The organism is Paraburkholderia sp. GW821-FHT02A12 (assembly GCF_059422005.1).
Genome location: NZ_JBWKWA010000001.1, coordinates 3800655 through 3827415, shown reverse-complemented (window position 1 = coordinate 3827415; position 26761 = coordinate 3800655). Strand labels below are relative to the sequence as shown.

Below are 26761 nucleotides of genomic sequence, written 5' to 3'. Positions count from 1 at the left end.
GGAGACTTTATGGACTACGTCATCGGCGTCGATATCGGCACGCAGAGCACCAAGGCGCTGCTGGTCGATCAGCACGGCGCGATTGTCGCGCAGCATGCGTCGAGCTATCAGCCGGATACGCCCAAGCCGCTATGGGCCGAGCAGTGGCCGGCGGTGTGGTTGAAGGCGGTGGTGGAGTGCGTCGCCGCGTGCGTGCGAAAGGCGCAGGAGGCGGGCGTCGCGGCGAAGTCGATCAAGGCGGTATGCGTGAGCAGTCTGTACGGCGGTTCGGGCATTCCGGTCGATAGCGACATGCGGCCGCTTTATCCGTGTCTGATCTGGATGGACCGGCGTGCGACCGACCAGGTCGAATGGGTGCGCAACAACGTCGATCTCGAACGGCTCCATACGATTACCGGCAACGGCGTGGACAGCTATTACGGCTACACGAAGATGCTGTGGCTGCGCGATCAGGAGCCGGACGTGTGGGCGCATACGCGCTATTTCCTGCCGCCCAATGCGTACGTGATCTACAGGCTGACCGGCGAAGTGGCCGTCGATCATAGTTCGGCGGGCAACATCGGCGGCATCTACGACATCGCGAAGCGTGACTGGTCCGACGAAGCGCTCGACATGCTCGGCATTCCTGCGACGATGATGCCGGAGCGGCTGGTGGAAGCGTCGGACGTGGTGGGCGGATTGCTGTCGCAGTGGACCGAACAGCTGGGACTCGAAGCGGGGACGGCGATCGTCGCGGGCGGCGTCGATGCGGCGGTGGCGACGTTCGCCGCGGGTGTGACGCGCGCGGGGCAGCACGTCGCGATGATCGGCACCAGTATGTGCTGGGGCTATATCAATCAGAGCGTCGATGCGCGGCATGGTTTGATCAGCATGCCGCATGTGTTCAACGGCCAGCGCGACATCTATATTTTCGGCGGCGCGATTACGGCCGGTGCGTCGGTGACGTGGTATCGCGAGCAGTTCTGTCATGCGGAGACTGAAGCCGCGCGCGTGACGCCGCACGGCGATCCGCATCGTTTGCTCGAAGTAGCGGCTTGCGGGATTCCGGCGGGTGCCGACGGCGTAATGTTTTTGCCGTATCTGATGGGCGAGCGCAGCCCCGTATGGGATGCCAGGGCAAGCGGCGCGTTTGTCGGCTTGAGTTTGTTTCACACGCGAGCGCATCTGTATCGGGCGGTGCTCGAGGGTGTGTCGTTTGCGTTGAAGCACAACATCGAAGCGGGGCGCAAAGGCGCGCAGTCGCTGGACGACAAATTGATCGTGGTCGGCGGCGCTGCGCATTCGGATCTGTGGATGCAAATCATTGCCGACATCACCGGCTATCCGGTCTACACGATCGAACAGGAAGTGGAGGCGGCGATGGGGGCGGCGTTGCTGGCTGCGGTGGGCGTCGGGTTGATTTCGCGCGAGGAGGCGCAAGGCGGGTGGGTGACGTTGATCGAGCGCGCTGAGCCTGACGCCGCGCAAATGGTTTTGTATGAACGGCGATTCGGCGTTTATACGGATTTGTATCCGGCGTTGAAGCCGGTGATGCATCGGTTGCAGACATCATGAACGCTACTTTCGATTTTTCCGGCCGCTCGATTCTTGTTACGGGCGCATCGAGCGGGATTGGACGAGCGACCGTCGAGGTCTTGTGCGCCAGTGGCGCGAGTGTGATTGCGGCGGCGCGGAACGTGAACGAGCTCGCGCGATTGGCTGAGGAGACGGGCTGCGAGCCGCTGGTGCTCGACGTGAGCGATGAAGCCGCTATTGACGAAGCGCTGGGATCGCTCAATGCGTTTGATGGGCTGGTGAATTGTGCGGGGATTGCTTTGCTCGAGCGCGCGGTGGATACCACCGGGGCTAGTTTTGATCGTGTGATGGCGGTGAATGCGCGTGGCGCGGTGCTGGTTGCGCGGCACGTCGCGCGCGGGATGATCGCGGCCAGGCGCGCTGGCAGCATTGTGAATGTTTCCAGTCAAGCCGCGCTTGTGGCGCTGGATGATCATTTGAGTTATTCGGCTTCCAAGGCGGCGCTTGACGCTGTTACTCGCTCCTTGTGTGTCGAGTTAGGGCCCTTCGGCATTCGGATCAATAGCGTCAACCCGACTGTGACGTTGACGCCTATGGCGGTGCAGGCATGGAGCGATCCTGCCAGGAGAGAGCCCGCTTTGATGGCTGTTCCTTTGCGGCGGTTTGCCGAGCCTTTTGAAGTGACAATGCCGGTTGCGTTTTTGCTCAGTGAGGCGGCTTCCATGATTAGCGGGGTTTGTTTGCCAATCGATGGCGGGTATACCGCCAGGTGAGATTTTTTGCCTTTGGTGGCGGCATTTGCTGGTTTGCCTGCGGCGGTGGGTTTTTCTAGCTGTATGCCTACGGCGTTGGCCGCCGCAGGCGTACAACCAAGGCGCCGCGTAGGCAAAAACCAAAAAGCAAAAACCTACAACATCGTCCTCACATGCCAAAGCTCAGGAAACAACACGACATCCAGCATCTTGCGCAGATAAGGCGCCCCACTCGTCCCGCCAGTGCCCTGTTTAAACCCAATAATCCTCTCAACGGTAGTCACATGCCGGAACCGCCATTGGCGAAAAGCATCTTCGAGATCGACGAGTTCCTCAGCCATCTCATACAGCTCCCAATGCTGGGAAGGATTCCGATAAACCTCGAGCCAGGCGGCCTCGACGGAAGCGTCATGAGTAGTAGGCTGAGTCCAATCCCTCTCCAACCTGGAAGGTGAAATGGCAAACCCGCGACGAGCCAACAACCGGACGACTTCGTCATAGAAGGAAGGTGCCTCCAGCGATGCCTTCACCTCGGCAAAAACCTCAGCCCGATGCGCATGCGGCTTGAGCATCTGGTCATTCTTATTCCCCAGCAAAAACTCGATCTGCCGATACTGATAAGACTGAAACCCGGAGGAACTACCGAGGTAAGGCCGCATCGCCGTGTACTCGGACGGCGTCATCGTCGCGAGAACGCTCCATGCCTGCACGAGCTGCTCCATGATCCGCGAGACCCGCGCCAGCATCTTGAACGCCGGCGGCAACTCGTCGCGATGCACCGCCTTCAGCGCCGCGCGCAATTCATACAGCGCGAGCTTCATCCACAGTTCGCTCGTCTGATGCTGAATGATGAACAACATCTCGTTGTGATCCGGCGACAACGGATGCTGCGCATTCAGCACCGTCCCCAGCGACAGATAATCGCCGTAACTCATCGACTCCGAAAAATCGAGCTGCGCGTCGTGCCAGCCTTCGCCGGAAGCAGCACCAGCACCAGCACCAGCACGCGCACGCGCACCCGCACCCGCACCCGCCGTACCGCTGCCATGCCCAAACGGGCAACCCTGCGCCGGTTTCTCTTCCGGCAGACCAGGTGTTTGCATATGATCGGTCATCGCGTGCTCCTCAGGTCACAGCGCCGCGCGCGGCAAATTCAGGTGCCCGCCAGGTCTCTTGCGTCAGCACGTCGCGCAGCGTTTCCACCGCATCCCACACATCGACAAAGCGCGTATACAGCGGCGTAAATCCGAAGCGCAACACGTGCGGTTCGCGATAGTCGCCGATCACGCCACGCGCGATCAACGCCTGCATCACCTCGTAACCATGCGGATGCTCGAAGCTCGCATGCGAGCCGCGTTGCGCATGCTCGCGCGGCGTCACGAGCGTGAGCGGAAATTCGCCGCAACGCGCTTCGACCAGTTCGATGAACCGATCGGTCAGCGCCAGCGACTTCTTGCGGACCGCCTGCATGTCGGTTTGCAGGAACACGTCGAGTCCGCATTCGACCAGCGCCATCGATACCATCGGCTGCGTGCCGCACAGGAAGCGGCCGATGCCGTCGTCGGGCTGATACGCCGGGTCCATCCGGAACGGCGCGCGATGTCCCCACCAGCCGGACAGCGGCTGCGCAAACTCGTTCTGATGACGCTGCGGCACCCACACGAAGGCCGGCGAACCCGGGCCGCCGTTCAGATACTTATACGTGCAGCCCACCGCGTAGTCGGCGCCGACGCCGTTCAGATCGACCGGCACCGCACCCGCCGAATGCGCGAGGTCCCACAGCGCGAGCGCGCCCTTGTCGTGAATCAGTTTCGTCAGCGCGGCCATGTCGTGCATGTAGCCGGTGCGGTAGTTCACGTGCGTGATCATCGCGATGGCTGTGTCGTCGCCGATCGCGGCGGGCAACTCGGATGGGTCGTCGACGAGGCGCAATTCGTAGCCGCGGTCGAGCTGCTCGATCAGCCCTTGCGCGATGTACAGGTCGGTCGGGAAATTCGAACGCTCGGAGACGATCACGCGGCGCTTCGGATCGCGCGCGTTGGCCACGCGCACGGCCGCCGAGAGCAGCTTGAAGAGGTTGATCGAAATCGTATCGGTGACGACCACTTCGTTGTCGGCCGCGCCGATCAGCGGCGCGAGCTTGTTGCCGAGGCGCCGCGGCAGCGCGAACCAGCCGGCGGTATTCCAGCTGCGGATCAGGCCTTCGCCCCATTCGGCGCCGATCACGGTCTGCGCGCGCTGAGCGGCGGCGGCCGGCGGCACGCCGAGCGAGTTGCCGTCCAGATAGATGGTCGCCGGCGACAGCGCGAACTGGTCGCGCAGGGCGGCAAGCGGGTCGGCGCGGTCGAGCGCCAGTGCTTCGTCACGGTGGTTCATGGTGGTCCAGTCAGAGAGAGCGGCGTGATCAGAGAGAGTCGGGCAACGCTGTGGACAGCGACTCGGGCAAGGCGCGCAACACGGCGCGCACAGGGCTCGCATCGAGCGTGGTCAGCTTGAGAGGCAGCGCGATCAGTTCGTAGTCGCCGGGCGCAACGGCGTCCAGCACAATGCCTTCGAGGATCGCCAGCCGATGCGCGCGAATCCGCTGGTGCGCGTCCATCGTCTTCGATTCCTGCGGATCGAGCGACGGCGTGTCGATGCCGATCAGCTTCACGCCGCGGGCAGCCAGCAAGTCGATGGTTTCCGGCGCGACCGCGCAGAACGCGCTGTCCCAGGCGGTGGTCGGTGCATTGTTGTAAGTGCGCAGTAAGACGCGCGGCGGCAGAGCATCGAGCGAGCCGGCCAGGTGTTGTGGCGTCACAACAGGCGAAGCGCCGATGCAATGAATCACGCGGCAGCGGCCAAGGTAAGCATCGAGCGGCACCTGGCCGATCGCGGCGCCTTCGGCGTCGTAGTGCAGCGGCGCGTCGGTGTGGGCGCCGGTGTGCGGCGACAGCGTCAGCCGCGCGACGTTGACGGGCGAGCCCGCCTCCATGCGCCACACGCGTTCGATGCCGACCGGCGTGTCGCCCGGCCAGACCGGCGTCGCGGTATCGACGGCGGGGGTGATGTCCCAGAGTGTGTCCATGTCTCCAGTGGCTAGAGGTGTCTATTGGGGAATGATAGGCGGCTTGTCGCGAAATGTGATTGCGAAAAAATCTCCTTCCTCGCCTTGTCTTGGAACATAATTTGAGACAAATGGGAAAGGGAGACCGAATATGAACGCGATCTCGCTCGACGCCACCGATTGCCGTATCTTGACGGTGCTTCAGCAAGAAGGACGGATCAGCAATCTCGACCTGGCGGAGCGCATCTCGCTCTCGCCGTCGGCGTGTCTACGGCGCCTGCGTCTGCTGGAAGAGCAGGGCGTCATCGAGCATTACCGCGCGTGTCTGAACCGCGAGGTGCTGGGTTTCGAACTGGAGGCGTTCGTGCAGGTGTCGATGCGCAACGACCAGCAGAACTGGCACGAGCGCTTTGCGGAAGCGCTGCGGGATTGGCCGGAAGTGGTCGGCGCGTTTGTCGTGACCGGCGAGACCCATTACCTGCTGCGGGTGCTCGCGCACAATCTCAAACACTATTCGGATTTCGTGCTGCAACGCCTGTATACGGCGCCGGGCGTGATGGATATTCGCTCGAATATCGTGCTGCAGACACTGAAGGAAGATTCGGGCGTGCCCGTGTCGCTAGTGACGAAAACCAGCGGCCATAGCGCGCCGCACAACTGAGTCAGGCTGCCGCCGGCTTTGCTTGCACTACGCGGCGGCGTGGCGTTCAAATCGATTTGAGTCCGTGGAACTGGCCGTTCTGGAAGATCAGCGGCGCGATTTCCGCGGCGTTCTCGTGCACGCCGCAGCGTTCCACCTCGCCGACGAAAATCACGTGGTCGCCTTCTTCGTAGCGGCTGCGGTTATGACATTCGAACCACGCGAGCGCACCGTCGAGCACCGGCATGCCGGTGTCGCCTTCGGCATGCGACACGCCTTCGAAGCGGTCGCCCTTCACGGTGGCGAAGCGCTTGCACAGATCGAGCTGCGAAGCGGCCAGCACGTTGACGACATAATGACTGTTCGCCCGGAACACCGGCATCGACGCCGAGCGCGTCGCGAGGCTCCACAACACGAGCGGCGGATTGAGCGAGACCGAATTGAACGAGCTGGCGGTGATGCCGATCAGCTGGCCGGACGCCGCGCGCGTGGTGATCACGGTGACGCCTGTGGCGAATTGGCTGAGCGCCTGTTTGAAGGCGGCCTGGTCGAAGTTAGGCGGGCTGGCGCGCTTCATTGGACGGCAGCCTTCGGCGCAAGCCGGGAGAACTCCCGGGTGAACTCATCGTGCGCGTGGCCGGAAACAAATGATTCGAAAGTCATAGTGAAAATCGTCGATTTGTCCCAATTTTAACTGCAATCGCAGCGGACTGGCCGCGACCCCTGCCGTTGAGTGGAAAAACCGCTAAGCTGGAAATTCTCGATCGCGGTACGAGTGTGGCGGGCAAGCAGATATCGAGCGAGCGGCGGGCGACCAACCGGCATCGGCGGACTATGAGAATCAAGGAGCGAGCAGCATGAGTCAGACAGGCGAAGTCGCCACCCTCGGTGGCGGGTGTTTCTGGTGTCTCGAAGCGGTGTATCTGGGCGTCGAGGGCGTGAACTCGGTGGAATCGGGCTATGCGGGTGGCCAGACGCGGCATCCGACCTACGAGCAGGTCTGCGACGGCGAGACCGGTCACGCGGAAGTCGTCAACGTCGATTTCGATCCGGCGAAAATCAGTTATCGCGAGATTCTCGACATTTTCTTCGCGATCCACGATCCGACCCAGTTGAACCGGCAGGGCAACGACGTCGGCACACAATACCGCTCAGTGATTTTCACGAACTCCGACGCGCAGCGCGAAACGGCGCTGGAGGCGATTCGCGAGATCGGCGCCGAAGGGATCTACGACGGCCAGATCGTCACTCAGGTGCTGCCGCTCGACGGCAACTACTGGCCGGCCGAGGCCTATCACCAGAACTACTTCGCGCAGCATCCGAATCAGGGGTACTGCTCGTTCGTGGTGGCGCCGAAGGTCGCGAAGTTTCGTCAGAAGTTCGCGCATCGGATCAGGGCGAGCTGAGCGGCGTGCCTGGCCGTTAAAGGCAAGGGATGGCCTGGGCGGTGGCTCGGTGAGCCGCTTGTTGGCCTGGCCGTCAGGCGCTTGCCGGCGCAGTGCTGTTCAGCCTTGCTTGCTGAGCTGGCCTTCGCCTTCGCGGTCGTCTTCGCCTTCGCAGGACTCATTCTCGTCCGGCTGCGGGTCCGGCTGCGGGTCCGGCTGCGGATGCGGCTCATGCTCATGAGCGAGGCGCGCGTACGCTTCGACGATCGCGCGCGCCAGCTCCACGCAGCTTAACGGCGCCGAACCTTCCGCCTTGTTGTTGACCGCGATCACCACCGGCTGGCCGGCCAGCGCGTAGCGCGCGGCCAGTTCGGCGAGCGCGGCGCGGGTGGACGGGTCCTGGTCGACGAGCCGGTTGAACGGCTCGTACCTGGCCTTCGCCTGCTCGTATTTGGAGCCGCTGTGCAGACTCCAGCGCACGATCAGCGGCCCGGCCGGCTCGCCGTCGAGCAGCGCGAGCGCAGCCGCCTGGCGCAGCGGGTCCGGCATGCGCGCATGAATCCCCACGCAATACCGCACGCCCGCCGCTTTCAGCGTGCGGATGAAGCGCGGCGTCAGCAAACTCGCGTCGCGGATTTCGATCGCGTAGCAGGTGCCTGCCGGCAGCGTCGGCAACGCCGTCAGGAACTCGGCCAGGCGTTCGATGAACACGGCCGGCTGCGCGACCATCTGATCCGGCAACGGCGAGAGCTGGAACACCAGCGCGCCGGCCTTCGCGCCGAGGCCTGCGATGCAAGGCGTCACGAACTCGTCGATCGCCATGTGCGCATTCAGAAAGCATGGGTTCAGCGAAACCGGCTCGCCGCGTTCGGCACGAACGGTGGCGTCGGTGATCGTCATCGGCGCTTTGACGATGAAGCGGAAGTGGTCCGGCACCTGCTGCGCGTAGCGCAAGTACTCGGTGACCGTGAGCGCCTGGTAAAACGACCGGTCGATGCTGACGGTCTTCAGAAGCGGATGCGCGCCGTAGGCGCTGAGACCGTCGCGTGAGAGCTTGCTGTTGCTGTATTCATCGCCGTAGACGATGCCGTTCCAGCCCGGAAACGACCATGTCGAGGTGCCGAGATGGACCTGCGGCGGCAGTTCGGCAGCAAGGGCGAGAAGCTCTGCCGAAGGCGGGGCGGCCACGACGTCGCGGGCGCGGCGTTTCCTGGGGGCGTCGGCAGCGGCCGGCGAGGCGGCGGAGTCGGGCTCAGCGGCGATGTCCGGCGCGTCCTCTTCCTGCCAAAGCGTGACGGCGCCGCTTGCTTTTGCACGCGGCTGACGCCGCCGCTCAGGCTGCGCTGTATCGGAAGGCGTTGCGCTTGCTGACGTTGCGGCAGCGGTCGCGGCTGCGGCGGACGGGCGCTGCGGCGTGCCCCCGGCAGCAGGCGCCGCCGATGCCGGCATGTGCTCCACCGGCATCCCAAACAGATCGAACTGCACGGCTTCGGCATTCTCGCCTAGCTCGACATTCAAGGATTGTTCAACTTCGCTCGTCCCGCTCTGATCCATCGATGTTCGACCTGCTGTTTAAAGTTGGCGCCGTGGCTGCCGCTCATGTATCCGGATGTACCCGGATTCGGCACGTCGCCGCGGGGCAACCGTATCACAGCGGTTTGTCGTACATGTCACGGCGCGACCACGGCAAGGTTTTCGCGCTGCGGCCGGCTTTGCGGCACACCACCTGGTAGACCGAGACGTCGTCGTTTTCGAACGCGTACGCGCAGCCTGCGAGATACACGCGCCAGATGCGGAATTTTTCGTCGTCGACCAGCTTGCGGGCTTCTTCCGCGTGCGTCTCGAAGTTTTCCGCCCAGATGTCCAGCGTGTGCGCATAGTGACGGCGCAAACTTTCGACGTCAACCGCCTCGAGCCCGCCACGCTGCATCGATTCGAGCGCGAGGCTGATGTGCGGCAGTTCGCCGTCCGGGAACACGTAGCGGTCGATGAACTCGCCGCCGCCGAGCGCGGTCTCGCCGCTCTCCGCATCGCTCGACGTGATGCCGTGATTCATCGCGATGCCGTCGTCCACCAGCAGATCGCGGATCTTTTCGAAGTAAGCCGGCAGATTCTTACGGCCCACGTGTTCGAACATGCCGACACTCGTGATGCGATCGAACTGCCCTTCGACGTCGCGGTAATCCTGCAGACGAATCTCAATCTGGTCTTCGAGACCCGCGGCTTTCACGCGCGCGGTGGCGAGATCGAACTGGTTCTGCGACAGCGTCACGCCCACGCACTTCGCACCGAACTTCTGCGCCGCGCGCAGCACGAGCGCGCCCCAGCCGCAGCCGATATCGAGCAGGCGCTGCCCGGGCTGCAACTGGATTTTGGTGAGGATGTGGTCGATCTTCTTGATCTGCGCGGTGGCGAGATCTTCGTCGCCGTTCTCGAAGTACGCGCACGAGTACACCATGTTCTCGTCGAGCCACAGCTTGTAGAACTCGTTCGAGACGTCGTAGTGATACTGGATCGCCTTCTTATCCGACGACTTCGAGTGATTGAAGTAGCGCCGCACGCGCGCCAGCTTGCTGGCGCTGGTGACCGTGTTGCGTGCGAGCTGATAGCTGATGTTGATGATGTCCGACAGCTTGCCTTCGATGTCGATCTTGCCCTTCACGTACGCCTCGCCGAGATTGTCGAGGCTCGGTTCGAGCAGGTAGGGCAGCGCCGTGGCGCTCTTCACGTGCAGCGTGACCTGGGGCGCGGCAAACTGCCCGAAGTCATGTTGCTGGCCGTCCCACAACACAAGGCGCGCCGGCAGATTCGCCCTGGTTTTTACGTCTTCCACCCACTGCGCCAGCTTCTTCTCCCAGAACATGTGATTTCTCCGTGTCCATTGAATTAAAGCAAAGCCTGTGTGGACCGCCGCTCACCGCGGCGTGACTCCTATGCCGCGAAGTGGCGCGCTCCGCGCCTGTCGCGCACGCGGCCTGGTTGGCGGCGTGCACGGAGACGTCATGTTCCGATTCAAGGCGATAGGCGTGCGATGTGCCAGTCGCTGCTTTCGCTTGAACGCGTGTAGAGCAGGCGGTCGTGCAAACGCGACGGCCGGCCTTGCCAGAATTCGATTGCTTCGGGTACCAGACGATAGCCGCCCCAATGCGGCGGGCGCGGCGGTTGGTCGCCGTATTGCAGGCTGATTTCACGTTCGCGTGTTTCGAGTTGCGAGCGGCTTTCAATTACCCGACTTTGATTCGATGCCCACGCACCGATACGGGAACCGAGCGGGCGCGACGCGAAATACGCGTCGCTTTCTTCTGCGCTGGTCTTGACGACGCGGCCCTCGATCCGCACCTGGCGTTCGAGCTCGATCCAGTAGAACAGCAGGCTCGCATACGGATTGGCGGCGAGTTCGCGGCCCTTGCGGCTTTCGTAGTTGGTGAAGAACACAAAGCCGCGCTCGTCGACGCCCTTGATCAGGAGGATGCGCGCCGACGGCCGGCCGCGCGAGTCGACCGTGGCCAGTGTCATCGTATTCGGCTCGGGCAGTTTGGCTTCGACAGCTTGTGCGAACCACGCTTCGAATTGACGGAACGGGTTGCGGTCGACATCGGCAATGTCCAACGAACCAAGCGAATAATTTTTACGAAGTTCGGCGAGTGTGGTCATTTTCTTATGCGAACGCTACAGTCCGGCCAGTATAGCTAAGGAGCGAAATTTTTGCGCGCGGGCCGGTCAAGGTTTGGCGCCGCCAGTTGGCGCGCGCAATGCGTTTGAGCGCGATCAGGCAAAATACGGCTGCGAACGCCTAAGTGGCGTCACTGAGTGTTGTTACTCAGCGGCATCACTGAGCGTTGCCACTGTCTGTTTGCCTGCTTTTCAACGAGCCTTCCATCATGCCCAGCGCCACCACGCAATTTGATCTTACTACCAGCCTCGACGGGAGTGAAACCGCCGATCGCGCGCGGCGCTTCGGCGGTATCGCCCGGCTGTACGGCGCGTCGGCGCTCGCTGCGTTCGAGCGTGCGCACGTCGCGGTGATCGGAATCGGCGGAGTCGGCTCGTGGGTCGCGGAGGCTCTCGCGCGCAGCGCGGTCGGCACGCTGACGCTGATCGATCTCGACAACGTCGCCGAGAGCAACACTAACCGACAGATCCACGCGCTCGACGGCAACTACGGAAAACCGAAGGTCGAGGCGATGGCTGAACGCATCGCGGCGATCAATCCGTTTTGCGATGTGCGGCTGTTGGAAGACTTCGTCGAGCCGGATAATTTTGCGTCGACGCTTGGCGGCGATTTCGATTACGTGATCGATGCGATCGACAGCGTGCGCACGAAAACCGCGTTGATCGCCTGGTGTGTCGAGAAGAAGCTGCCGTTGATCACGGTGGGCGGCGCGGGCGGCCAACTGGACCCCACGCGCATTCGCATCGACGATCTCGCGCTGACGATCCAGGACCCGTTGCTGTCGAAAGTACGTGGGCAATTGCGCAAACAGCACGGCTTTCCGCGAGGTCCGAAAGCGAAGTTCAAGGTGAGCGCGGTGTATTCAGACGAGCCTCTGATCTATCCGGAAGTAGCCGTCTGCGATATCGATGAGGAAGCCGAGCACGTGAGCACGTCGCCGGGACATACGGGGCCGGTCGGTCTGAATTGCGCGGGGTTCGGTTCGAGCGTGTGTGTGACCGCGAGCTTCGGTTTTGCGGCGGCCGCGCATGTGTTGCGGGCGTTAGCGAAACAAGCGGGATAGTTCTGATAAATGCGCTCTGGTAAATGCGTTCTGTTAAAGGCGGGTTGAAGCTGAGGTTGAAGCGTCGGTCAAAACGGCGGCCATGAAGCGGCCATGAAGCGGCCATGAAGCGGCGATGAAGCGGCGGCAGGTTCAGGCGCGGCGCATAGGTCAAACAGGCCGCGCCTGAACACGGCACAAAATTAAAACAGCGACGCGCTCAGCTTGCGCCGCCACTGCGACACCAGCTCCGGCTGGTGCGCGGCGAGATCGAACACCGAGAGCATCGTCTTGCGGCCGATGTCGTCGCGGAACGTGCGATCACGCTGCACGATCGCCAGCAGATGCTCGAGTGCGCCCGCGTATTTGCGGCGGGCGATCAGCGCGCTAGCCAGATCGAAGCGTGCTTCGAGATCGGCCGGGTCCGCGGCCACGCGGGCTTCGAGTGCGTCGGTGGGCGGCAGATCCGCTGCGGCATCCGCGGCGTCGAGGCGGGTCTTGATCGCGTTGAAGCGCGGGTCGATGCCTTGGGTGGTTGTCGGCGACAGCAAGTCGACTTCATTGCGGGCTTCGTCGATCCGATTGTCTTGCAGCAGCAGTTCGATCAGGTCCATGCGCGCTTCGTCGAAGCCTGGATCGTAGGCGAGCGCGGCTTGCAGCGCTTCGTATGCGTCTTCGCGGCGGCCTTCGGCGAGCGCGGCCTGCGCTTCCATGCGCGCCACATCCGCGCCTTGCGGCACGAGGCGGTCGAGAAACTCGCGCAGCTGACCTTCCGGCAGCACGCCGACAAACTGATCGACCGGCCGGCCGTCGGCAAACGCCATGACGTGCGGAATGCTGCGCACCTGAAAGTGCGCCGCCAGTTCCTGATTCTCTTCGACGTTCACCTTCACCAGCTTCCATTTGCCGGCGGCTTCGGCTTCGAGCTTTTCCAGCATCGGGCCGAGCGTCTTGCAGGGGCCGCACCACGGCGCCCAGAAATCGACCAGCACAGGGGCCAGCGTCGACGCGGTAATGACGTCTTTTTCGAAAGTGGCCAGAGTGGTGTCCATTGCGTCCTCGTCGATAAAACGGATTATTGATTTAGTTGGGGCCGAGCACCGCGAATTCAATGCGCCTTGCGCTCATTGACGCTCATTTGCGCACCGGCAGCGGAATCCATTCGGTTTCGCCCGGCACCTTGCCCATTTCCTGATTCGTCCAGGCGGTCTTGGCGACCTCGATTTTTTCCCGCGAACTGGCGACGAAATTCCACTCGATAAAGCGCTCGCCGTCCAGTTTCTCGCCGCCGAGCAGCATCACGCGCGCGCCGTGGGTGCTGGCGAGCGTGACGGTTTCGTCGAGCGCCAGCACGGCCATCTGGCCCGCTTCGAGCGGCGTGCCGTCGATCTCCAGATCGCCTTCCGCCAGATAGACGCCGCGTTCCTCGTGCTCCGGTTCGAGCGCGAAGGCGCCGCCCGGTGCGAACTGCGCGGCGACATAGAGCGTGCCGGAAAATGTCGTGACCGGCGAGGTTTCGCCGAACGCCGTGCCGGCGATTACGCGCAGCGTGACGCCATTGCGCTCGACCACCGGCAGCGTATCCGCCGCGTGATGAGCGAAGGACGGTTCGGTGTCTTCGTCGGCGAGCGGCAGCGCGACCCACGTCTGGATGCCGTGCATCGTCTGACCGCTCGCGCGGTCTTCAGGCGGCGTGCGCTCGGAATGGACGATGCCGCGGCCGGCGGTCATCCAGTTGACGTCGCCGGGGAGGATCTTCTGCTCCGAACCGAGGCTGTCGCGATGCATGATCGAGCCTTCGAACAGATACGTCACGGTCGCGAGGCCGATGTGCGGGTGCGGCCGCACGTCGAGACCCACACCGGGTTCGAGCGTGGCGGGGCCCATGTGGTCGAAGAAGATGAACGGGCCGATCAGGCGCGCCGCCATGGCCGGCAATACACGCCGCACGGTGAGATTGCCGACGTCGCGCAGATGCGGCTTGAGGACTGCTTTGATCGAAGAGGACATGGACTGGCTCGGCTGGGAAGGGTGGCTTGGGGGCTCAGTAGACGATTCTACTGCGGTGCGCCAAATGCTGCGGTTTGCGGCGATCCAGCGGTCCAGCGGTCCAGCGGTCCGGCGCTCCATCGGTCCGGCGACCCAGCGATCAGGCGATCAGGCGATCAGGTTACCCAGCGATCAAGCGTTCCGGGAATCCGTAGTGCGCGCGAGCGCTAGACGCTTCCGGCTCCGCTACACTGCCAGCTTCAACAATTAAACGGAGACTGGGATGTCGCCCAGGGACCTACTGCTCGCGCTGGTCGTCGTCGTCGCGTGGGGCGTCAATTTCGTCGTGATCAAGGTGGGCCTGCATGGCGTGCCGCCGATGCTGCTCGGCGCGTTGCGCTTCACGCTCGCGGCGGTGCCGGCGGTGTTTTTCGTCAAACGGCCGCGGCTGCCGTGGCGCTGGCTGCTCGTGTACGGCGCGACCATCTCGTTCGGCCAGTTCGCCTTTCTGTTCTCGGCGATGTATGTCGGCATGCCGGCCGGGCTTGCTTCGCTCGTGTTGCAGGCGCAGGCGTTTTTCACGCTGATTTTCGCGGCGCTGTTTCTGCGCGAGCGCTTTCGCGTATCGAACGTCGTCGGTCTGCTGATCGCGGCGGGCGGCCTCGCGGTGATCGGCCTGCAAGGCGGCCACGCGATGACGCTCGCCGGCTTCGTCCTCACGCTGTGCGCCGCGTGTTGCTGGGCGCTCGGCAACATCGTCACCAAGAAGGTCGGCAATGTCGATCTGGTCGGACTGGTGGTGTGGGGCAGTCTGATTCCACCGTTGCCGTTTTTAGCGCTCTCGTATGCATTCGAGGGGCCGCAGCGGATCGTCGCAGCGTTGTCCGGCATCGGCGCGATGTCGATCTTCGCGGTGGTGTACCTCGCGTTCATCGCGACGCTGCTCGGTTACGGCCTGTGGAGCAGGCTGCTGTCGCGCTATCCGGCGAGCCAGGTGGCGCCGTTTTCGCTGCTGGTGCCGATTGTCGGGCTGGCGTCGGCGTCGCTGTTGCTCGACGAGCGGTTGTCCGCCGAACAGGTCGTCGGCGCGCTGCTGGTGATGGCGGGACTGGCGGTGAATGTGTTCGGCGGCTGGGTCGTGCAACGGCTATCGCCGGCACGCTGATCGTCGGTGCATCGTGACGGAGTTGAAAAAACGGCCGCATCGAGCGGCCGTTTTTCTATCGCGCGAGTCGTGACGTGAATGACATGACGTGAATGAGATGAAATGACGTAGCGCCGCGCGATGACACGCGGCGACACGCCGCGGCATCAAGTCATGCGGTTTTTCGCCAACGGCGGATTTGCCGCGAAATAACGCTTGATGCCGTTCATGATCGCATCGGCCATCTTGTCGCGATAGGCGTCGTCGTTCAGGCGCCGCTCTTCGTCCGGATTGCTGATGAAGGCGGTCTCCACAAGGATCGACGGAATGTCCGGCGCCTTCAGCACCGCAAACCCCGCCTGTTCGACCGAACCCTTGTGCAGCTTGTTGATGCCGCCGATTTCCTTCAGCACGAAGTTGCCGTAGCGCATCGAATCGCGAATCTGCGCGGTGGTCGACATATCGAACAGCGCGCGGTTGACGGTCGCGTCGGCCGATTTGATGTTGATCCCGCCGATCTGGTCCGACGAGTTCTCCTTGTTCGCCATCCAGCGCGCGGCCGCGCTCGACGCGCCGTGGTCGGACAACGCGAATACCGACGAGCCCTTCGCATCGGGCGTGGTGAATGCGTCGGCGTGGATCGACACGAACAGGTCCGCGCCGACACGCCGCGCTTTCTGCACGCGCACATTCAGCGGCACGAAGAAGTCGGCGTCGCGCGTCATCATCGCGCGCATGTTCGGCTGCGCATCGATCTTCGCGCGCAGCTTCTTGGCGATGTCGAGTGCGACGTGTTTCTCGTAAGTACCCGAGCCGCCGATTGCGCCCGGGTCTTCGCCGCCGTGGCCAGGGTCGATCGCGACAGTCAGGAGACGCACGGTGTTGCTCTTGCCGGATTTGGGCGCGGTGAACGCGTAGGTATCGTCGCCGTTGCTGTCGCCGCCATTGATGCCGCCGCTGGTGCTACCACTGCTGCCCCCTTTGTTGCGGGCAATCGCGGTGGGCGGCGCCGCTGGCGTAGCCGGCGCCGAGGGCTTGCCCAGGATCGGCGGAACGGGCGCCGGTGCCGGCGTGATGTGCACCGGCGGACGCGGCACGTTGGACGCGGACCCGCTGCTGCCGTTCTGCGCGTAGCGCTCGAAGAACGCTTCGCTGTTGTCGGCGGTGGGCGGCGTGGTGCCGGGGCCGCTCAGCGTGGCCGGCGGTGCGCTGTTCTCGTTCAGGCTCTGTTCCTTGCGCTCGGTCTGCGCGAGCAGATCCATCAGCGGATCGGGCGCGACGGCGGGGTACAGGTCGAACACGAGCCGGTACTTGTACGCGCCGACCGGCGTCAGCGTGAACACCTGTGGCTTCACCGAACCCTTCAGGTCGAACACCATCCGCACGACATGCGGCTGATATTGGCCGACGCGCACCGACTGAATTTGCGGATCGTTCGGCGTGATCTTCGACACCAGATCCTTGAGCGCCTGATCGAGATCGAGGCCGTTCAGATCGACTACCAGCCGGTCCGGGCCTTGCAACAGCTGCTGGGTGTTTTGCAAAGGCTGATCCGATTCGATCGTCACGCGCGTGTAATCCCGCGCCGGCCAGACGCGCACGCCGAGCACGGAACTGGCTCGCGCGAGACGCGGCGCAACGAGGCCGAGCACCAGCGTGGAGGCGCCCGCGCGCAGAATCTGCCGGCGCCGCCAGTTATGCGTTGCGGTCGCCGCCGATTCGATCGAGCGGAACGGTTTGATCAACATCTTTCGAGACATGCCTTTCCTGATTCGCTGTATGCCCGTGCGACGAGCACCCGGCCGTCGCCCTCGCTGTCCAGTTCGAGCGAGAAGACGAGATCCGGCACGCCTAACAGACGCCCTGCGCGTTGCGGCCATTCGACGAGGCAGATCGCGCCGCTGTCGAAGTACTCGCGAAAGCCCGCGTCGGCCCATTCGGCCGGATCGGTGAATCTGTACAGATCGAAGTGATAGAGCGCGAGTTCCCCTGCGGGCCGCTCGAGCACATACGGTTCGACGAGTGTGTACGTCGGACTGCGCACGCGGCCGGTGTGGCCGAGGCCGCGCAAGGTCGCGCGCACGAGTGTGGTTTTGCCGGCGCCGAGGTCGCCGACGAGTTGTACTTGCAGTCCGTGGAATGCCTGATCGTCTCTCGCGCCCGGCGCGTGTTGCCGCGCTTTTTGCTGCATGCCGCGCATGCTTTCGATCGCCTGCGCGAAACGCGCGCCGAATGCGTCGGTGGCGGCTTCGTCCGCGAGCGCGAAAGAGCGTTCGAGCAGGACATCGGCGGGCGGTTGGATCGCGAGATCGGAATTGACGGGCATTCTCGTAAAATGGAGTGATGAACCGAAGTCCGGAGTCCCCAGTTTCCTGCACGCCTGCGTCTGCTGACGATGCGCGTGCCGTGCGTCATTTCGATGAAGCGGCGCTGGAAGCGCTCGCGCGACGCATCAAAACGTGGGGCCGTGAACTGGGTTTCGGGGCGATCGGCATTAGCGATACCGATCTCTCCGCTGCCGAAGCGCCGCTTGCAGCATGGCTGGAGGCGGGTTGCCACGGCGAGATGGATTATATGGCGAAACACGGGATGAAACGCGCGCGGCCCGCCGAGCTTGTGGCCGGCACGCGACGTGTGATTACCGCCCGCATCGCCTATTTGCCCATGCAGATGCCGAGCGGAAAGGCGGCCGAAAGCGCGTTGTCCGATGCGGCGCCAGTGCCGCAAGACTGGCGCGCAGCCGAACATGCGCGGCTCGCGGACCCGTCGGCGGCGGTGGTGTCGATCTATGCGCGGGGCCGCGACTATCACAAGGTGATGCGTAACCGTTTGCAACATCTGGCCGAAAAAATCGAGGCGGAGATCGGTGCGTTCGGCTATCGCGTGTTCACCGATTCCGCGCCGGTGCTGGAAGTCGAACTCGCGCAGAAGGCGGGTATCGGCTGGCGCGGCAAGCACACGCTGCTGCTGCAACGCGACGCCGGTTCGCTGTTTTTTCTCGGCGAAATCTATGTCGATGTGCCCTTGCCCACGGATGCCGAAACCGCGCCCGAACAGGCCCCCGAAACCCCGGGTTCGCACTGCGGCAGTTGCGCGCGCTGCATCGCCGCGTGTCCGACCGGCGCGATCGTTGCGCCATATAAGGTCGACGCGCGGTTGTGCATTTCATATCTGACGATCGAATTGAAGGGCAGTATTCCCCTGGAATTGCGGCCGCTGATCGGCAATCGTGTGTATGGCTGCGACGATTGCCAGCTCGTGTGTCCATGGAACAAGTTCGCGCAGGCCGCGCCGGTCGCCGATTTCGACGTGCGGCACGGGCTCGATCGCGCGACGCTGGTCGAGCTGTTCGCGTGGAGCGCGGACGAGTTCGATACGCGCATGCAGGGCAGTGCGATTCGCCGCATCGGCTATGAGTGTTGGCTGCGCAATCTGGCGGTGGGGTTGGGCAATGCGCTGCGCGCGCCGGCTGGTAGCTTGAGCGGAGATGCGCGCGAGGCGATTGTGGCCGCGTTGCGCTCGCGCACCGACGACCCTTCCGCCCTGGTGCGCGAGCATGTGGAATGGGCGTTGGAAGCGGCGTAAAGTAGCGGCATTCCGGTGGGGCGTCTGTTCCTGGTCTGTTCCTGCTGGAGCGCCTGGACCCCATGCAGGTACGCTACCCTGGAACCTGAAACACCGTGCCAGTCATGAGGCAAGCAACCATGTTCAACGCAGTGATCGATGCGCCGTTCGGCAAGGTCGGCATCCGCCTCGAAGGCGGCGCGTTGCGCGAGATCGTTTATCTGCCGGAGTCGGTGCAGAATGTTGCGCCGGACACGCCGTTGGCGAAGCAGGCCGTCGAGCAGATCGAGCGCTATTTCGAGCGGGCGTCCGCGAAGTTCGAATTGCCGCTCGCGCCGGTCGGCACCGCGTTTCAGAAACGCGTCTGGCAGGCGATCAGCGACATCCCGCCCGGCGTCGTGCTGACCTACGGGCAATTGGCGAAGAAAGTGGGCAGCGCGCCGCGTGCGGTGGGGCAGGCGTGCGGCGCCAACTATTTTCCGATCGTGATTCCGTGTCATCGGGTGGTGAGCTCGAGCGGCATCGGCGGCTTTGCGAATCACGCCGAAGACGGCTTCTTTCGCAACGTCAAGCGCTGGCTCCTGGCGCATGAAGGCATTCCCTACGCATGAGCGGCACACTGACTGACGACGCGCCCGCCGCGTCACCCCTGTTTCTGGCGAGCTCGGCGTCGATCGACGCTTTCTGCGACGCGTTGTGGCTCGAGCACGGCCTGTCGCGCAACACGCTCGACGCATACCGCCGCGATCTGCGGCTCTTTTGCGAATGGCTCGCGCAAACCCGCAACACGTCGCTCGATACCGCCAGCGAAGCCGATCTCGCCGCCTATAGCGCGGCGCGTCAGAAAGACAAATCGACTTCGGCGAACCGGCGGCTTTCGGTGTTTCGCCGCTACTACGGCTGGGCGGTGCGCGAGCATCGGGCGAATGTCGATCCGACGCTGCGCATCCGGTCGGCCAAACAACCGCCGCGTTTTCCTTCGACGCTCACCGAAGCGCAAGTCGAAGCGCTGCTCGGCGCTCCCGATATCGACACGCCTCTGGGCCTGCGCGACCGCACGATGCTCGAACTGATGTACGCGAGCGGTTTGCGCGTCACCGAACTCGTCACGCTGAAGACGGTGGAAATCGGGCTGAACGACGGCGTGGTGCGCGTGATGGGCAAGGGCTCGAAAGAGCGCCTGATTCCGTTCGGCGAAGAGGCGCACGGCTGGATCGAACGCTATCTGCGCGAAGCGCGGCCGGCGCTGCTGGGCGCTCGCGCGGCCGACGCGCTGTTCGTCACGACGCGCGCCGAGGGCATGACGCGTCAGCAGTTCTGGAACATCATCAAGCGGCACGCCGCGGCGGCCGATGTGCATGCGCCGCTGTCGCCGCACACGCTGCGGCACGCGTTTGCAACGCACTTGCTGAACCACGGCGCCGACCTGCGCGTCGTGCAACTGCTGCTCGGCCATACCGATATCTCAACCACGCAGATCTATACGCACGTGGCCCGTGAGCGCTTGAAGTCGCTGCATGCGCAGCATCATCCGCGGGGGTGATCCGCGCTTGCGATCACGGTTGCCATGGTCGTTGCCGTTGTGTTAAACGAACTCGCGCAGCCGGTGCTTGAGAATCTTGCCCGTCGATGCCGCCGGCAACGCGGCGAGCACTTTCACTTCGGCAGGGCGCTTATACGGCGCGAGACGTGCGCCGCACCACGCGATCAGTTCCGCAGGCGTCACCTTGGCGCCCGCCGTCAATTCGACGAATGCGACAACCTCCTCGTTGCCTTCGGCCGCGCGTCCGATCACCGCCGATTGCACGACCTCCGGATGCGCGTTCAACACATGCTCGACCTCGGCCGGATAGACGTTAAAACCCGAGCGGATGATCAACTCCTTGCTGCGCCCGACGATATGCAACGCGCCGTCCGCCTCCTGGCGCGCCAGATCGCCGGTCCTGAGCCAGCCGTCGGCGGTGACGGTTGCGCGAGTCTGCTCCGGGTTGAGGTAATAGCCGAGCATCACGTTCGGTCCGCGCACCCACAGCTCGCCGATCGCCCCCGGTGCTGCCTCGATGCCGTCGAGCCCGACGAACCGCACCTCGACCCCCGGAATGACCTCGCCGGCCGAGCAATCGCTGCGCGGCGCATCGAGCATGGTGTGTGAAACGGTCGGGCTGCTTTCGGTCATGCCGTAGCCGTTGTGCAGCGGCAGGCCGTAGACGCTTTCCGCCTGCGCTTTCAGCGCGGCGTCGAGCGGCGAGCCGCCCGAATAGGCAAAGCGCAGATGTGGCGCGGACCACGCGTGGCCGTGCGACTGCAAATGTTCGAGCAGTTTCGCGTGCATGGCCGGGACGCCCTGGAAGATCGACACGCGCTCTTCGGCGAGCGCGCGGCGCACGGCTTCCGGCGCGAAACGCGGCGCGAGGCGCAGCGCTGCGCCGGCGTGCAGACTGCCGAGGCAAACCGATGCGAAGCCGTACACGTGCGAGATCGGCAGCACGGCGTACACGATGTCGTCCGGACCGACTTTGCGCAGGCGGCTCGACACGGCCGCGATGAACAGCAGATTGCGGTGCGACAGCATCACGCCCTTCGGCGCGCCGGTTGTGCCGGTGGTGTAGATCAGCGCGGCGCATTGGCGCTCGCCGGCGGATTCGACGGGTTCCACTTTCACGGTGTCGTCCACCGCGTAGGACCATGCGCCGATATCCGGCGTGATGGCGGGCGCCTGGCGGGCTTGATGGCGCTGCGCGTGCTGTTGCGCATCGGCCGAGCTTTCGACCGCATACGCGACCACGCGAGGCTGCGCATGCGCACGGATCGTATCGAGTTCGGCAGCCGACAGGCGCGCGTTCGACACCAGCGCCCACGCATCGAGCCTCGCGGTTGCAAACAGCAGCACGATCTGCACGATGCTGTTTTCCGCGACGATCATCACGCGATCGCCGCCGCGCACGCCCCATTCGCGCAGCAGCGCGGCAACGGCGTGGACGGCTTCCAGCAGTTGCGCATTGGTGAGACGGCGGGCATCCTCGATCAAGGCGACGTGCTGCGAATCGCGCGCGGCCGCGAGCGCGGGAATCCCGGCGATGCGCGCGGGCAACGCGGCGAGCAGCGCGGGAATATCGATGGCATGGCGAGTGGACGAAGCGAGGCTCAAGGCTGTCTCCGGAAAACGGTGTGATGCCCGGCATGCGTTGCGCCGGAAGATTTTCGAACGATCGTGCCACAGCCGCCGAGCCCGCACAATTGGCCGTTCGGCAAATAGCCGTTGCGCAAACTCGCCATTACAATGCGCCGATGAGCAAATCCAGACACGTCTCCGAAACGCCCGCGACGCAGTTTTTGCGCCGTCACGGCGTCACGTTCGGCGAACATCCTTACGATTATGTCGAGCACGGCGGCACCGGGGAATCGGCGCGCCAGCTCGGGGTGGACGAACATCACGTCGTCAAGACCCTGGTAATGGAAGACGAGCACGCCAGGCCGCTGATCGTGCTGATGCACGGCGACCGTACCGTCAGCACCAAGAATCTCGCGCGGCAGATCGGCGCGAAACGCGTCGAGCCGTGCAAGCCCGAGGTGGCGAACCGGCATTCCGGTTATCTGATCGGCGGCACCTCGCCATTCGGCACGCGCAAGCAGATGCCGGTGTACGTGGAGTCCACGATTCTGGAACTGGACCGGGTCTGGCTGAACGGCGGGCGGCGCGGCTTTCTGGTCAGCATTGCACCCGCGGTCTTGACCGAATTGCTGGCGGCCAGGCCGGTGCAATGCGCGAGCGTCGATTGACGTTTGCCTGAATGTTTTCCGGACGGGCGGGTTCGGTAGAATGTGCGCCGTTTCGTTCCCTGTTGCGGTTGGGGTATCGAGTTTCAGACCGCCGATCCTTATAAGAGTCCCAGATGCAAAACCTGATCGTTGCTGTCGTTGCCTACCTGATCGGTTCGGTGTCGTTCGCCGTGATCGTGAGCGCCGCGATGGGGCTGGACGACCCGCGCTCGTACGGCTCGGGCAACCCGGGCGCCACCAACGTGCTGCGCAGCGGCAGCAAGAAGGCCGCGATTCTCACCCTGATCGGCGATGCGTTCAAAGGATGGCTGCCGGTGTGGTTCGTCGTGCACTTCGGCGCACGTTTCGGGCTCGATGACACCTCGGTGGCGATCGCGTCGGTCGCCGTGTTCCTTGGTCACCTGTATCCGGTCTTCTTCCGCTTCAAGGGCGGCAAGGGCGTGGCCACGGCGGCGGGCGTGCTGCTCGCGATCAACCCGATTCTCGGCCTCGCGACCGTGCTGACGTGGCTGATCGTGGCGTTCTTCACGCGCTATTCGTCGCTGGCTGCATTGGCCGCGGCGGTGTTCGCACCGCTCTTCGACGGCTTTCTGTTCGGGCCGCACGTCATTGCGCTGGCCATCGTCGTGATGAGCTCGCTGCTGGTGTGGCGGCACCGCGGCAACATCGCCAAGCTGATGCGCGGCCAGGAAAGCCGCATAGGCGACAAGAAAAAGGCCGACTCGGCAGCGAGCACGGCGGCTGGCAACGATCTTTGAGAGGCTGCGGGTTGCGCCTCCAGCCACGCCGCTAAATGACGCGGCTGAGTTGTGCCTTCAAGGCGCGCCGACAGGCGGGACGCCTTGGCCCGGTCGCCGCGTTGGCGCGCCAGGAGCGGCTTTTAGTCGCGGAAGTTGTTGAAGTCGAGCGGCGTGTCGGTCACGTCCTTGCGCAGCATCGCGATCACGCTTTGCAGATCGTCGCGCTTGGCGCCGGTGATACGCACCGCGTCACCCTGAATGCTCGCCTGCACCTTGATCTTGCTGTCCTTCACGAGGCGCACGATTTTCTTCGACAGATCGCCGGACACGCCCTTCTTGATCTTGATGACCTGCTTGACCTTGTCGCCGCCGATCTTCTCGATCTTGCCGTAGTCGAGGAAGCGCACGTCTACGTTGCGCTTGGCCATTTTCGACAACAGCACGTCTTTCACCTGGCCGAGCTTGAAGTCGTCGTCCGCGTAGGCCGTGATTTCGTTTTCCTTGTGTTCGACGCGCGCGTCCGACCCTTTGAAGTCGAAGCGGGTTGAAATTTCCTTGTTGGACTGCTCGATCGCGTTCTTGACTTCGATCATGTTCGCTTCGCAGACGACGTCGAACGATGGCATTGCTTTCTCCCAATAGTGCTGCGGTGCGTGACGCGGCCGGACGGCTGCGCACGGGGCACTCGCTATAATCACGGACCGGACGTCATTTTACCGACGCCACTCCCTTTTGCCCAAGGCCGCCGCGCATTGTCGCTTGGCCGGGGCCAGATGTCGTTTCATTCTTCTCATTCTGATGTCCCAATCCGATTCCGCCGCGTTCATTGCCGGCTATCCGCTGAAGACCCATAACACGTTCGGCTTCGATGTTTGTGCGCAGTTTGCGTGCCGGATCGAACGCGAAGCGCAGCTGATGGCGGCCGTGCGCGATCCGCGAGTGGTGGGTCTGCCGCGGCTGGTGCTGGGCGGCGGCAGCAATGTCGTGCTGACTGGCGACTTCGGCGGGCTGGTTTTGCTGGTCGCGTTGCAAGGCCGCCGTCTCGTGCGCGAAGACAGCGACGCCTGGTGTGTCGAGGCGGCCGCCGGCGAGCCGTGGCATGACTTCGTCGCATGGACTTTGGCGCAAGGATTGCCCGGGTTGGAGAACCTCGCGCTGATTCCGGGCACGGTGGGGGCGGCGCCGATCCAGAACATCGGCGCGTATGGGCTGGAGATGTGCGAGCGTTTTGCGTCGCTGCGGGCGGTCGAGCTGGCGACTGGCGAGGTCGTGGAACTCGACGCCGAGGCGTGCCGGTTCGGTTATCGCGACAGTTTTTTCAAGCGGGAAGGGCGTGACCGTTTCGTGATTACGTCGGTCACGTTCCGCTTGCCGAAGGTTTGGACGCCGCGGGCCGGGTATGCGGATATTGCGCGCGAACTCGCCGCGAGCGGCCAAGGCGACGCGCGGCCCACTGCGCAGGCGATCTTCGATGCGGTGGTCGCGGTTCGGCGTGCCAAGCTGCCCGATCCGCTGCAACTCGGCAATGCGGGGAGTTTCTTCAAGAATCCGGTGGTCGATGCGGCGCAGTTTGAAGCGCTGAAGGCGCAGGAGCCGGAGCTCGTGTCCTATCTTCAGCCGGATGGCCGGGTGAAGCTTGCAGCGGGCTGGTTGATCGATCGATGCGGCTGGAAGGGCCGTGCAATGGGCGCTGCGGCCGTGCACGAGCGGCAGGCGCTGGTGCTGGTGAATCGCGGCGGCGCGAGCGGCGCGGAGGTGTTGGCGCTGGCGCGGGCGATTCAGGAGGATGTGCTGGCGCGGTTTGGGGTTGAGCTGGAAGCGGAGCCGGTTTGTTTGTGATGGCTTGAATTGACTGCATGGCGTAAAGAAAAAGGCGCCGGGAGTTTTCTCCTGGCGCCTTTTTTACTTCCGTGTTTTGATTTCGGCGCTTAACTTCGCTGTCGCGAAGTTAGCCTTCACCGAAATGCACGTCCTCAGCTGCGCTGACGGGGCATTTTGGTTCCGGCCGCGCCTTCGGCGCTTAACTTCGCTGTCGCGAAGTTAGCCTTCACCGAAATGCACGTCCTCAGCTGCGCTGACGACGTGCATTTTCTGCAATCCGCATGCGCAGCGCGTTCAGCTTGATGAACCCGCCAGCGTCGGCTTGATTGTATGCACCGCCGTCGTCGTCGAACGTGGCGATGGTCTTGTCGAACAGCGTTTCCTTCGAATCGCGAGCGACAACCGACACGCTGCCCTTGTACAGCTTCACACGCACCCAGCCGTTGACCTTCTCTTGCGTATGGTCGATCAGCACCTGGATCGCGCGGCGCTCCGGGCTCCACCAGTAGCCGTTATAAATCAGCGACGCATAGCGAGCCATCAGGTCGTCCTTCAGGTGGGCCACTTCACGGTCAAGCGTGATCGACTCGATGCCGCGGTGCGCCTTCAGCATGATCGTCCCGCCCGGCGTTTCATAACAGCCGCGCGACTTCATGCCGACGTAACGGTTTTCCACCAGATCCAGACGGCCGATGCCGTGCTTGCCGCCCAAACGGTTCAGTTCGGTCAGCATCTCGGCCGCCGACAAACGCTTGCCATTGATCGCAACCGGATCGCCGTGCTCGTATTCGATGTCGATGTATTCAGCCTGGTCCGGCGCCTGTTCCGGCGACACCGTCCAGCGCCACATTTCCGGCTCGGCTTCGGCCTTCGGATCTTCGAGGTGACGGCCTTCGAACGAAATGTGCAGCAGGTTCGCGTCCATCGAATACGGCGCGCCGCCTTGCTTGTGCTTCATTTCGATCGGAATGCCGGCCTTTTCGGCGTACGCGAGCAGCTTTTCGCGCGACAGCAGATCCCATTCGCGCCACGGTGCGATCACCTTGATGCCCGGTTCCAGCGCGTAGTAGCCGAGTTCGAAGCGAACCTGGTCATTGCCCTTGCCGGTTGCGCCGTGCGACACCGCTTGCGCGCCGGTTGCGCGGGCGATCTCGATCTGACGCTTGGCGATCAGCGGACGCGCGATCGACGTGCCCAGCAGGTACTCGCCTTCGTAGATCGTGTTGGCGCGGAACATCGGGAACACGAAATCGCGCACGAACTCTTCGCGCAGGTCTTCGATAAAGATGTTTTCCTGCTTGATGCCGAGTTGCAGGGCTTTCTTGCGCGCCGGTTCCAGCTCTTCGCCCTGGCCGATGTCGGCCGTAAACGTGATGACTTCGGCGTCGTAGTTGTCCTGCAACCACTTCAGGATGACGGAGGTGTCGAGGCCGCCCGAATAGGCGAGCACGACTTTCTTGATATCGCTCATGGTGAACTCGTAGCTGGAGAAAGCGGGAAAACAGGGCGCGCCGGGCGTTCCGGAGCGCGGAAAAACACTATTTTGACACTAAACCGCCGGGTGCCCGCGTTTTTGGGACGGTGCGACGGTGTTAGCCGGGTCCGCTTGCGACTACAAACCTCGGCTGGATGCGTGGCGCCGACGTGGTTGCCTTGCCTCGTATATCAAG

At 63.6% G+C, this 26761-nt stretch carries 26 protein-coding genes; 12 read left to right on the top strand and 14 right to left on the bottom strand.

Annotated features, from left to right (window positions below; all coding sequences use genetic code 11):
• The first annotated feature begins 9 nt into the window (after nucleotides 1–9).
• Together AC07WT_RS17535 and AC07WT_RS17530 are read left to right on the top strand one after the other, a co-directional pair.
• Nucleotides 10–1554, top strand: coding sequence for an FGGY-family carbohydrate kinase (locus tag AC07WT_RS17535; RefSeq protein ID WP_494947918.1), 1545 nt, complete (start codon nucleotides 10–12; stop codon nucleotides 1552–1554).
• Complete coding sequence (locus AC07WT_RS17530; protein ID WP_494947917.1) at nucleotides 1551–2288, top strand: SDR family oxidoreductase; 738 nt, start codon at nucleotides 1551–1553, stop codon at nucleotides 2286–2288. The genes AC07WT_RS17535 and AC07WT_RS17530 overlap by 4 nt, the downstream gene beginning before the upstream one ends.
• Before the next feature lie 134 nt (nucleotides 2289–2422).
• On the opposite strand, the gene kynA is transcribed toward AC07WT_RS17530, so the two are convergent.
• Genes kynA through kynB form a run of 3 tightly spaced genes read right to left on the bottom strand, consistent with a single transcriptional unit; the run spans nucleotide 2423 to nucleotide 5334 of the window.
• Nucleotides 2423–3382: a tryptophan 2,3-dioxygenase gene (gene kynA / locus AC07WT_RS17525; RefSeq protein WP_494947916.1), complete on the bottom strand. Its 960-nt coding sequence runs from the start codon at nucleotides 3380–3382 to the stop codon at nucleotides 2423–2425.
• A 10-nt stretch (nucleotides 3383–3392) separates the two neighbouring features.
• Entirely contained in the window at nucleotides 3393–4643 is a 1251-nt protein-coding gene (gene kynU, locus AC07WT_RS17520) for a kynureninase (protein ID WP_492590465.1), read from the bottom strand.
• Between the two features lie 28 nt (nucleotides 4644–4671).
• Complete coding sequence (kynB, locus tag AC07WT_RS17515; protein WP_494947915.1) at nucleotides 4672–5334, bottom strand: arylformamidase; 663 nt, start codon at nucleotides 5332–5334, stop codon at nucleotides 4672–4674.
• Nucleotides 5335–5464: 130 nt separating this feature from the next.
• Here kynB and AC07WT_RS17510 point away from each other — a divergent pair, with 130 nt between their 5' ends.
• A complete protein-coding gene (locus tag AC07WT_RS17510; RefSeq protein ID WP_492590467.1) occupies nucleotides 5465–5974 on the top strand; it encodes an Lrp/AsnC family transcriptional regulator in 510 nt (169 codons plus the stop codon).
• Between the two features lie 46 nt (nucleotides 5975–6020).
• Here the strand turns inward: AC07WT_RS17510 and AC07WT_RS17505 are convergent, their stop codons facing one another.
• Complete coding sequence (locus AC07WT_RS17505) at nucleotides 6021–6530, bottom strand: flavin reductase family protein (protein ID WP_492590468.1); 510 nt, start codon at nucleotides 6528–6530, stop codon at nucleotides 6021–6023.
• Between the two features lie 280 nt (nucleotides 6531–6810).
• On the opposite strand from AC07WT_RS17505, the gene msrA reads away from it, so the two are divergent.
• Nucleotides 6811–7359 (top strand): peptide-methionine (S)-S-oxide reductase MsrA, encoded by a 549-nt coding sequence (gene msrA / locus AC07WT_RS17500; protein WP_494947914.1) that lies wholly within the window; start codon nucleotides 6811–6813, stop codon nucleotides 7357–7359.
• A 99-nt stretch (nucleotides 7360–7458) separates the two neighbouring features.
• Here msrA and AC07WT_RS17495 read toward each other — a convergent pair whose 3' ends face one another.
• The 3 genes from AC07WT_RS17495 to pdxH form a co-directional block, all read right to left on the bottom strand.
• Nucleotides 7459–8892, bottom strand: a complete 1434-nt coding sequence (locus AC07WT_RS17495; protein WP_494947913.1) for a DUF72 domain-containing protein — start codon at nucleotides 8890–8892, stop codon at nucleotides 7459–7461.
• Between the two features lie 94 nt (nucleotides 8893–8986).
• Nucleotides 8987–10201, bottom strand: coding sequence for a class I SAM-dependent methyltransferase (locus AC07WT_RS17490; RefSeq protein WP_494947912.1), 1215 nt, complete (start codon nucleotides 10199–10201; stop codon nucleotides 8987–8989).
• Nucleotides 10202–10350: 149 nt separating this feature from the next.
• Nucleotides 10351–10992: a pyridoxamine 5'-phosphate oxidase gene (gene pdxH, locus AC07WT_RS17485; protein ID WP_494947911.1), complete on the bottom strand. Its 642-nt coding sequence runs from the start codon at nucleotides 10990–10992 to the stop codon at nucleotides 10351–10353.
• A 227-nt stretch (nucleotides 10993–11219) separates the two neighbouring features.
• Between pdxH and tcdA the strand changes: the two genes are divergently transcribed.
• Complete coding sequence (gene tcdA, locus AC07WT_RS17480; RefSeq protein WP_494947910.1) at nucleotides 11220–12074, top strand: tRNA cyclic N6-threonylcarbamoyladenosine(37) synthase TcdA; 855 nt, start codon at nucleotides 11220–11222, stop codon at nucleotides 12072–12074.
• Between the two features lie 182 nt (nucleotides 12075–12256).
• Here tcdA and trxA read toward each other — a convergent pair whose 3' ends face one another.
• Both trxA and AC07WT_RS17470 read right to left on the bottom strand, forming a co-directional pair.
• Nucleotides 12257–13105, bottom strand: a complete 849-nt coding sequence (trxA, locus tag AC07WT_RS17475; RefSeq protein WP_494947909.1) for a thioredoxin — start codon at nucleotides 13103–13105, stop codon at nucleotides 12257–12259.
• 82 nt (nucleotides 13106–13187) lie between these two features.
• Nucleotides 13188–14063: a pirin family protein gene (locus AC07WT_RS17470; protein ID WP_494947908.1), complete on the bottom strand. Its 876-nt coding sequence runs from the start codon at nucleotides 14061–14063 to the stop codon at nucleotides 13188–13190.
• Nucleotides 14064–14325: 262 nt separating this feature from the next.
• Between AC07WT_RS17470 and AC07WT_RS17465 the strand changes: the two genes are divergently transcribed.
• On the top strand, nucleotides 14326–15207 hold the full coding sequence (locus AC07WT_RS17465) for an EamA family transporter (protein WP_494947907.1): 882 nt from the start codon (nucleotides 14326–14328) through the stop codon (nucleotides 15205–15207).
• 146 nt (nucleotides 15208–15353) lie between these two features.
• On the opposite strand, the gene AC07WT_RS17460 is transcribed toward AC07WT_RS17465, so the two are convergent.
• Both AC07WT_RS17460 and tsaE read right to left on the bottom strand, forming a co-directional pair.
• A complete protein-coding gene (locus AC07WT_RS17460; protein ID WP_494947906.1) occupies nucleotides 15354–16946 on the bottom strand; it encodes an N-acetylmuramoyl-L-alanine amidase in 1593 nt (530 codons plus the stop codon).
• Nucleotides 16928–17512, bottom strand: coding sequence for a tRNA (adenosine(37)-N6)-threonylcarbamoyltransferase complex ATPase subunit type 1 TsaE (tsaE, locus tag AC07WT_RS17455; RefSeq protein WP_494947905.1), 585 nt, complete (start codon nucleotides 17510–17512; stop codon nucleotides 16928–16930). Before tsaE ends, AC07WT_RS17460 begins: the two co-directional genes overlap by 19 nt.
• A gap of 17 nt (nucleotides 17513–17529) precedes the next feature.
• Between tsaE and queG the strand changes: the two genes are divergently transcribed.
• From queG to xerD, 3 genes are all read left to right on the top strand, one after another.
• Nucleotides 17530–18771 carry a tRNA epoxyqueuosine(34) reductase QueG gene (queG, locus tag AC07WT_RS17450; RefSeq protein ID WP_494947904.1) on the top strand — a complete coding sequence of 414 codons (1242 nt, stop codon included), beginning with the start codon at nucleotides 17530–17532 and terminating at the stop codon, nucleotides 18769–18771.
• Between the two features lie 119 nt (nucleotides 18772–18890).
• On the top strand, nucleotides 18891–19361 hold the full coding sequence (locus tag AC07WT_RS17445) for a methylated-DNA--[protein]-cysteine S-methyltransferase (protein ID WP_494948445.1): 471 nt from the start codon (nucleotides 18891–18893) through the stop codon (nucleotides 19359–19361).
• Nucleotides 19358–20293, top strand: a complete 936-nt coding sequence (xerD, locus tag AC07WT_RS17440) for a site-specific tyrosine recombinase XerD (RefSeq protein WP_494947903.1) — start codon at nucleotides 19358–19360, stop codon at nucleotides 20291–20293. The genes AC07WT_RS17445 and xerD overlap by 4 nt, the downstream gene beginning before the upstream one ends.
• Before the next feature lie 42 nt (nucleotides 20294–20335).
• Here the strand turns inward: xerD and AC07WT_RS17435 are convergent, their stop codons facing one another.
• Nucleotides 20336–21898 (bottom strand): class I adenylate-forming enzyme family protein, encoded by a 1563-nt coding sequence (locus tag AC07WT_RS17435; RefSeq protein WP_494947902.1) that lies wholly within the window; start codon nucleotides 21896–21898, stop codon nucleotides 20336–20338.
• Nucleotides 21899–22038: 140 nt separating this feature from the next.
• Here AC07WT_RS17435 and ybaK point away from each other — a divergent pair, with 140 nt between their 5' ends.
• Both ybaK and plsY read left to right on the top strand, forming a co-directional pair.
• The gene (gene ybaK, locus AC07WT_RS17430; RefSeq protein ID WP_492590483.1) at nucleotides 22039–22530 is read left to right on the top strand and encodes a Cys-tRNA(Pro) deacylase; all 492 of its coding nucleotides are present in this window, start codon (nucleotides 22039–22041) and stop codon (nucleotides 22528–22530) included.
• Nucleotides 22531–22643: 113 nt separating this feature from the next.
• Nucleotides 22644–23288 carry a glycerol-3-phosphate 1-O-acyltransferase PlsY gene (plsY, locus tag AC07WT_RS17425; protein WP_492590484.1) on the top strand — a complete coding sequence of 215 codons (645 nt, stop codon included), beginning with the start codon at nucleotides 22644–22646 and terminating at the stop codon, nucleotides 23286–23288.
• A gap of 122 nt (nucleotides 23289–23410) precedes the next feature.
• On the opposite strand, the gene AC07WT_RS17420 is transcribed toward plsY, so the two are convergent.
• Complete coding sequence (locus AC07WT_RS17420) at nucleotides 23411–23896, bottom strand: YajQ family cyclic di-GMP-binding protein (protein ID WP_018421633.1); 486 nt, start codon at nucleotides 23894–23896, stop codon at nucleotides 23411–23413.
• Nucleotides 23897–24068: 172 nt separating this feature from the next.
• On the opposite strand from AC07WT_RS17420, the gene murB reads away from it, so the two are divergent.
• Entirely contained in the window at nucleotides 24069–25109 is a 1041-nt protein-coding gene (gene murB / locus AC07WT_RS17415) for a UDP-N-acetylmuramate dehydrogenase (RefSeq protein WP_494947901.1), read from the top strand.
• A 226-nt stretch (nucleotides 25110–25335) separates the two neighbouring features.
• On the opposite strand, the gene AC07WT_RS17410 is transcribed toward murB, so the two are convergent.
• Nucleotides 25336–26562 carry an argininosuccinate synthase gene (locus AC07WT_RS17410; protein WP_492590486.1) on the bottom strand — a complete coding sequence of 409 codons (1227 nt, stop codon included), beginning with the start codon at nucleotides 26560–26562 and terminating at the stop codon, nucleotides 25336–25338.
• Nucleotides 26563–26761: the final 199 nt, after the last annotated feature.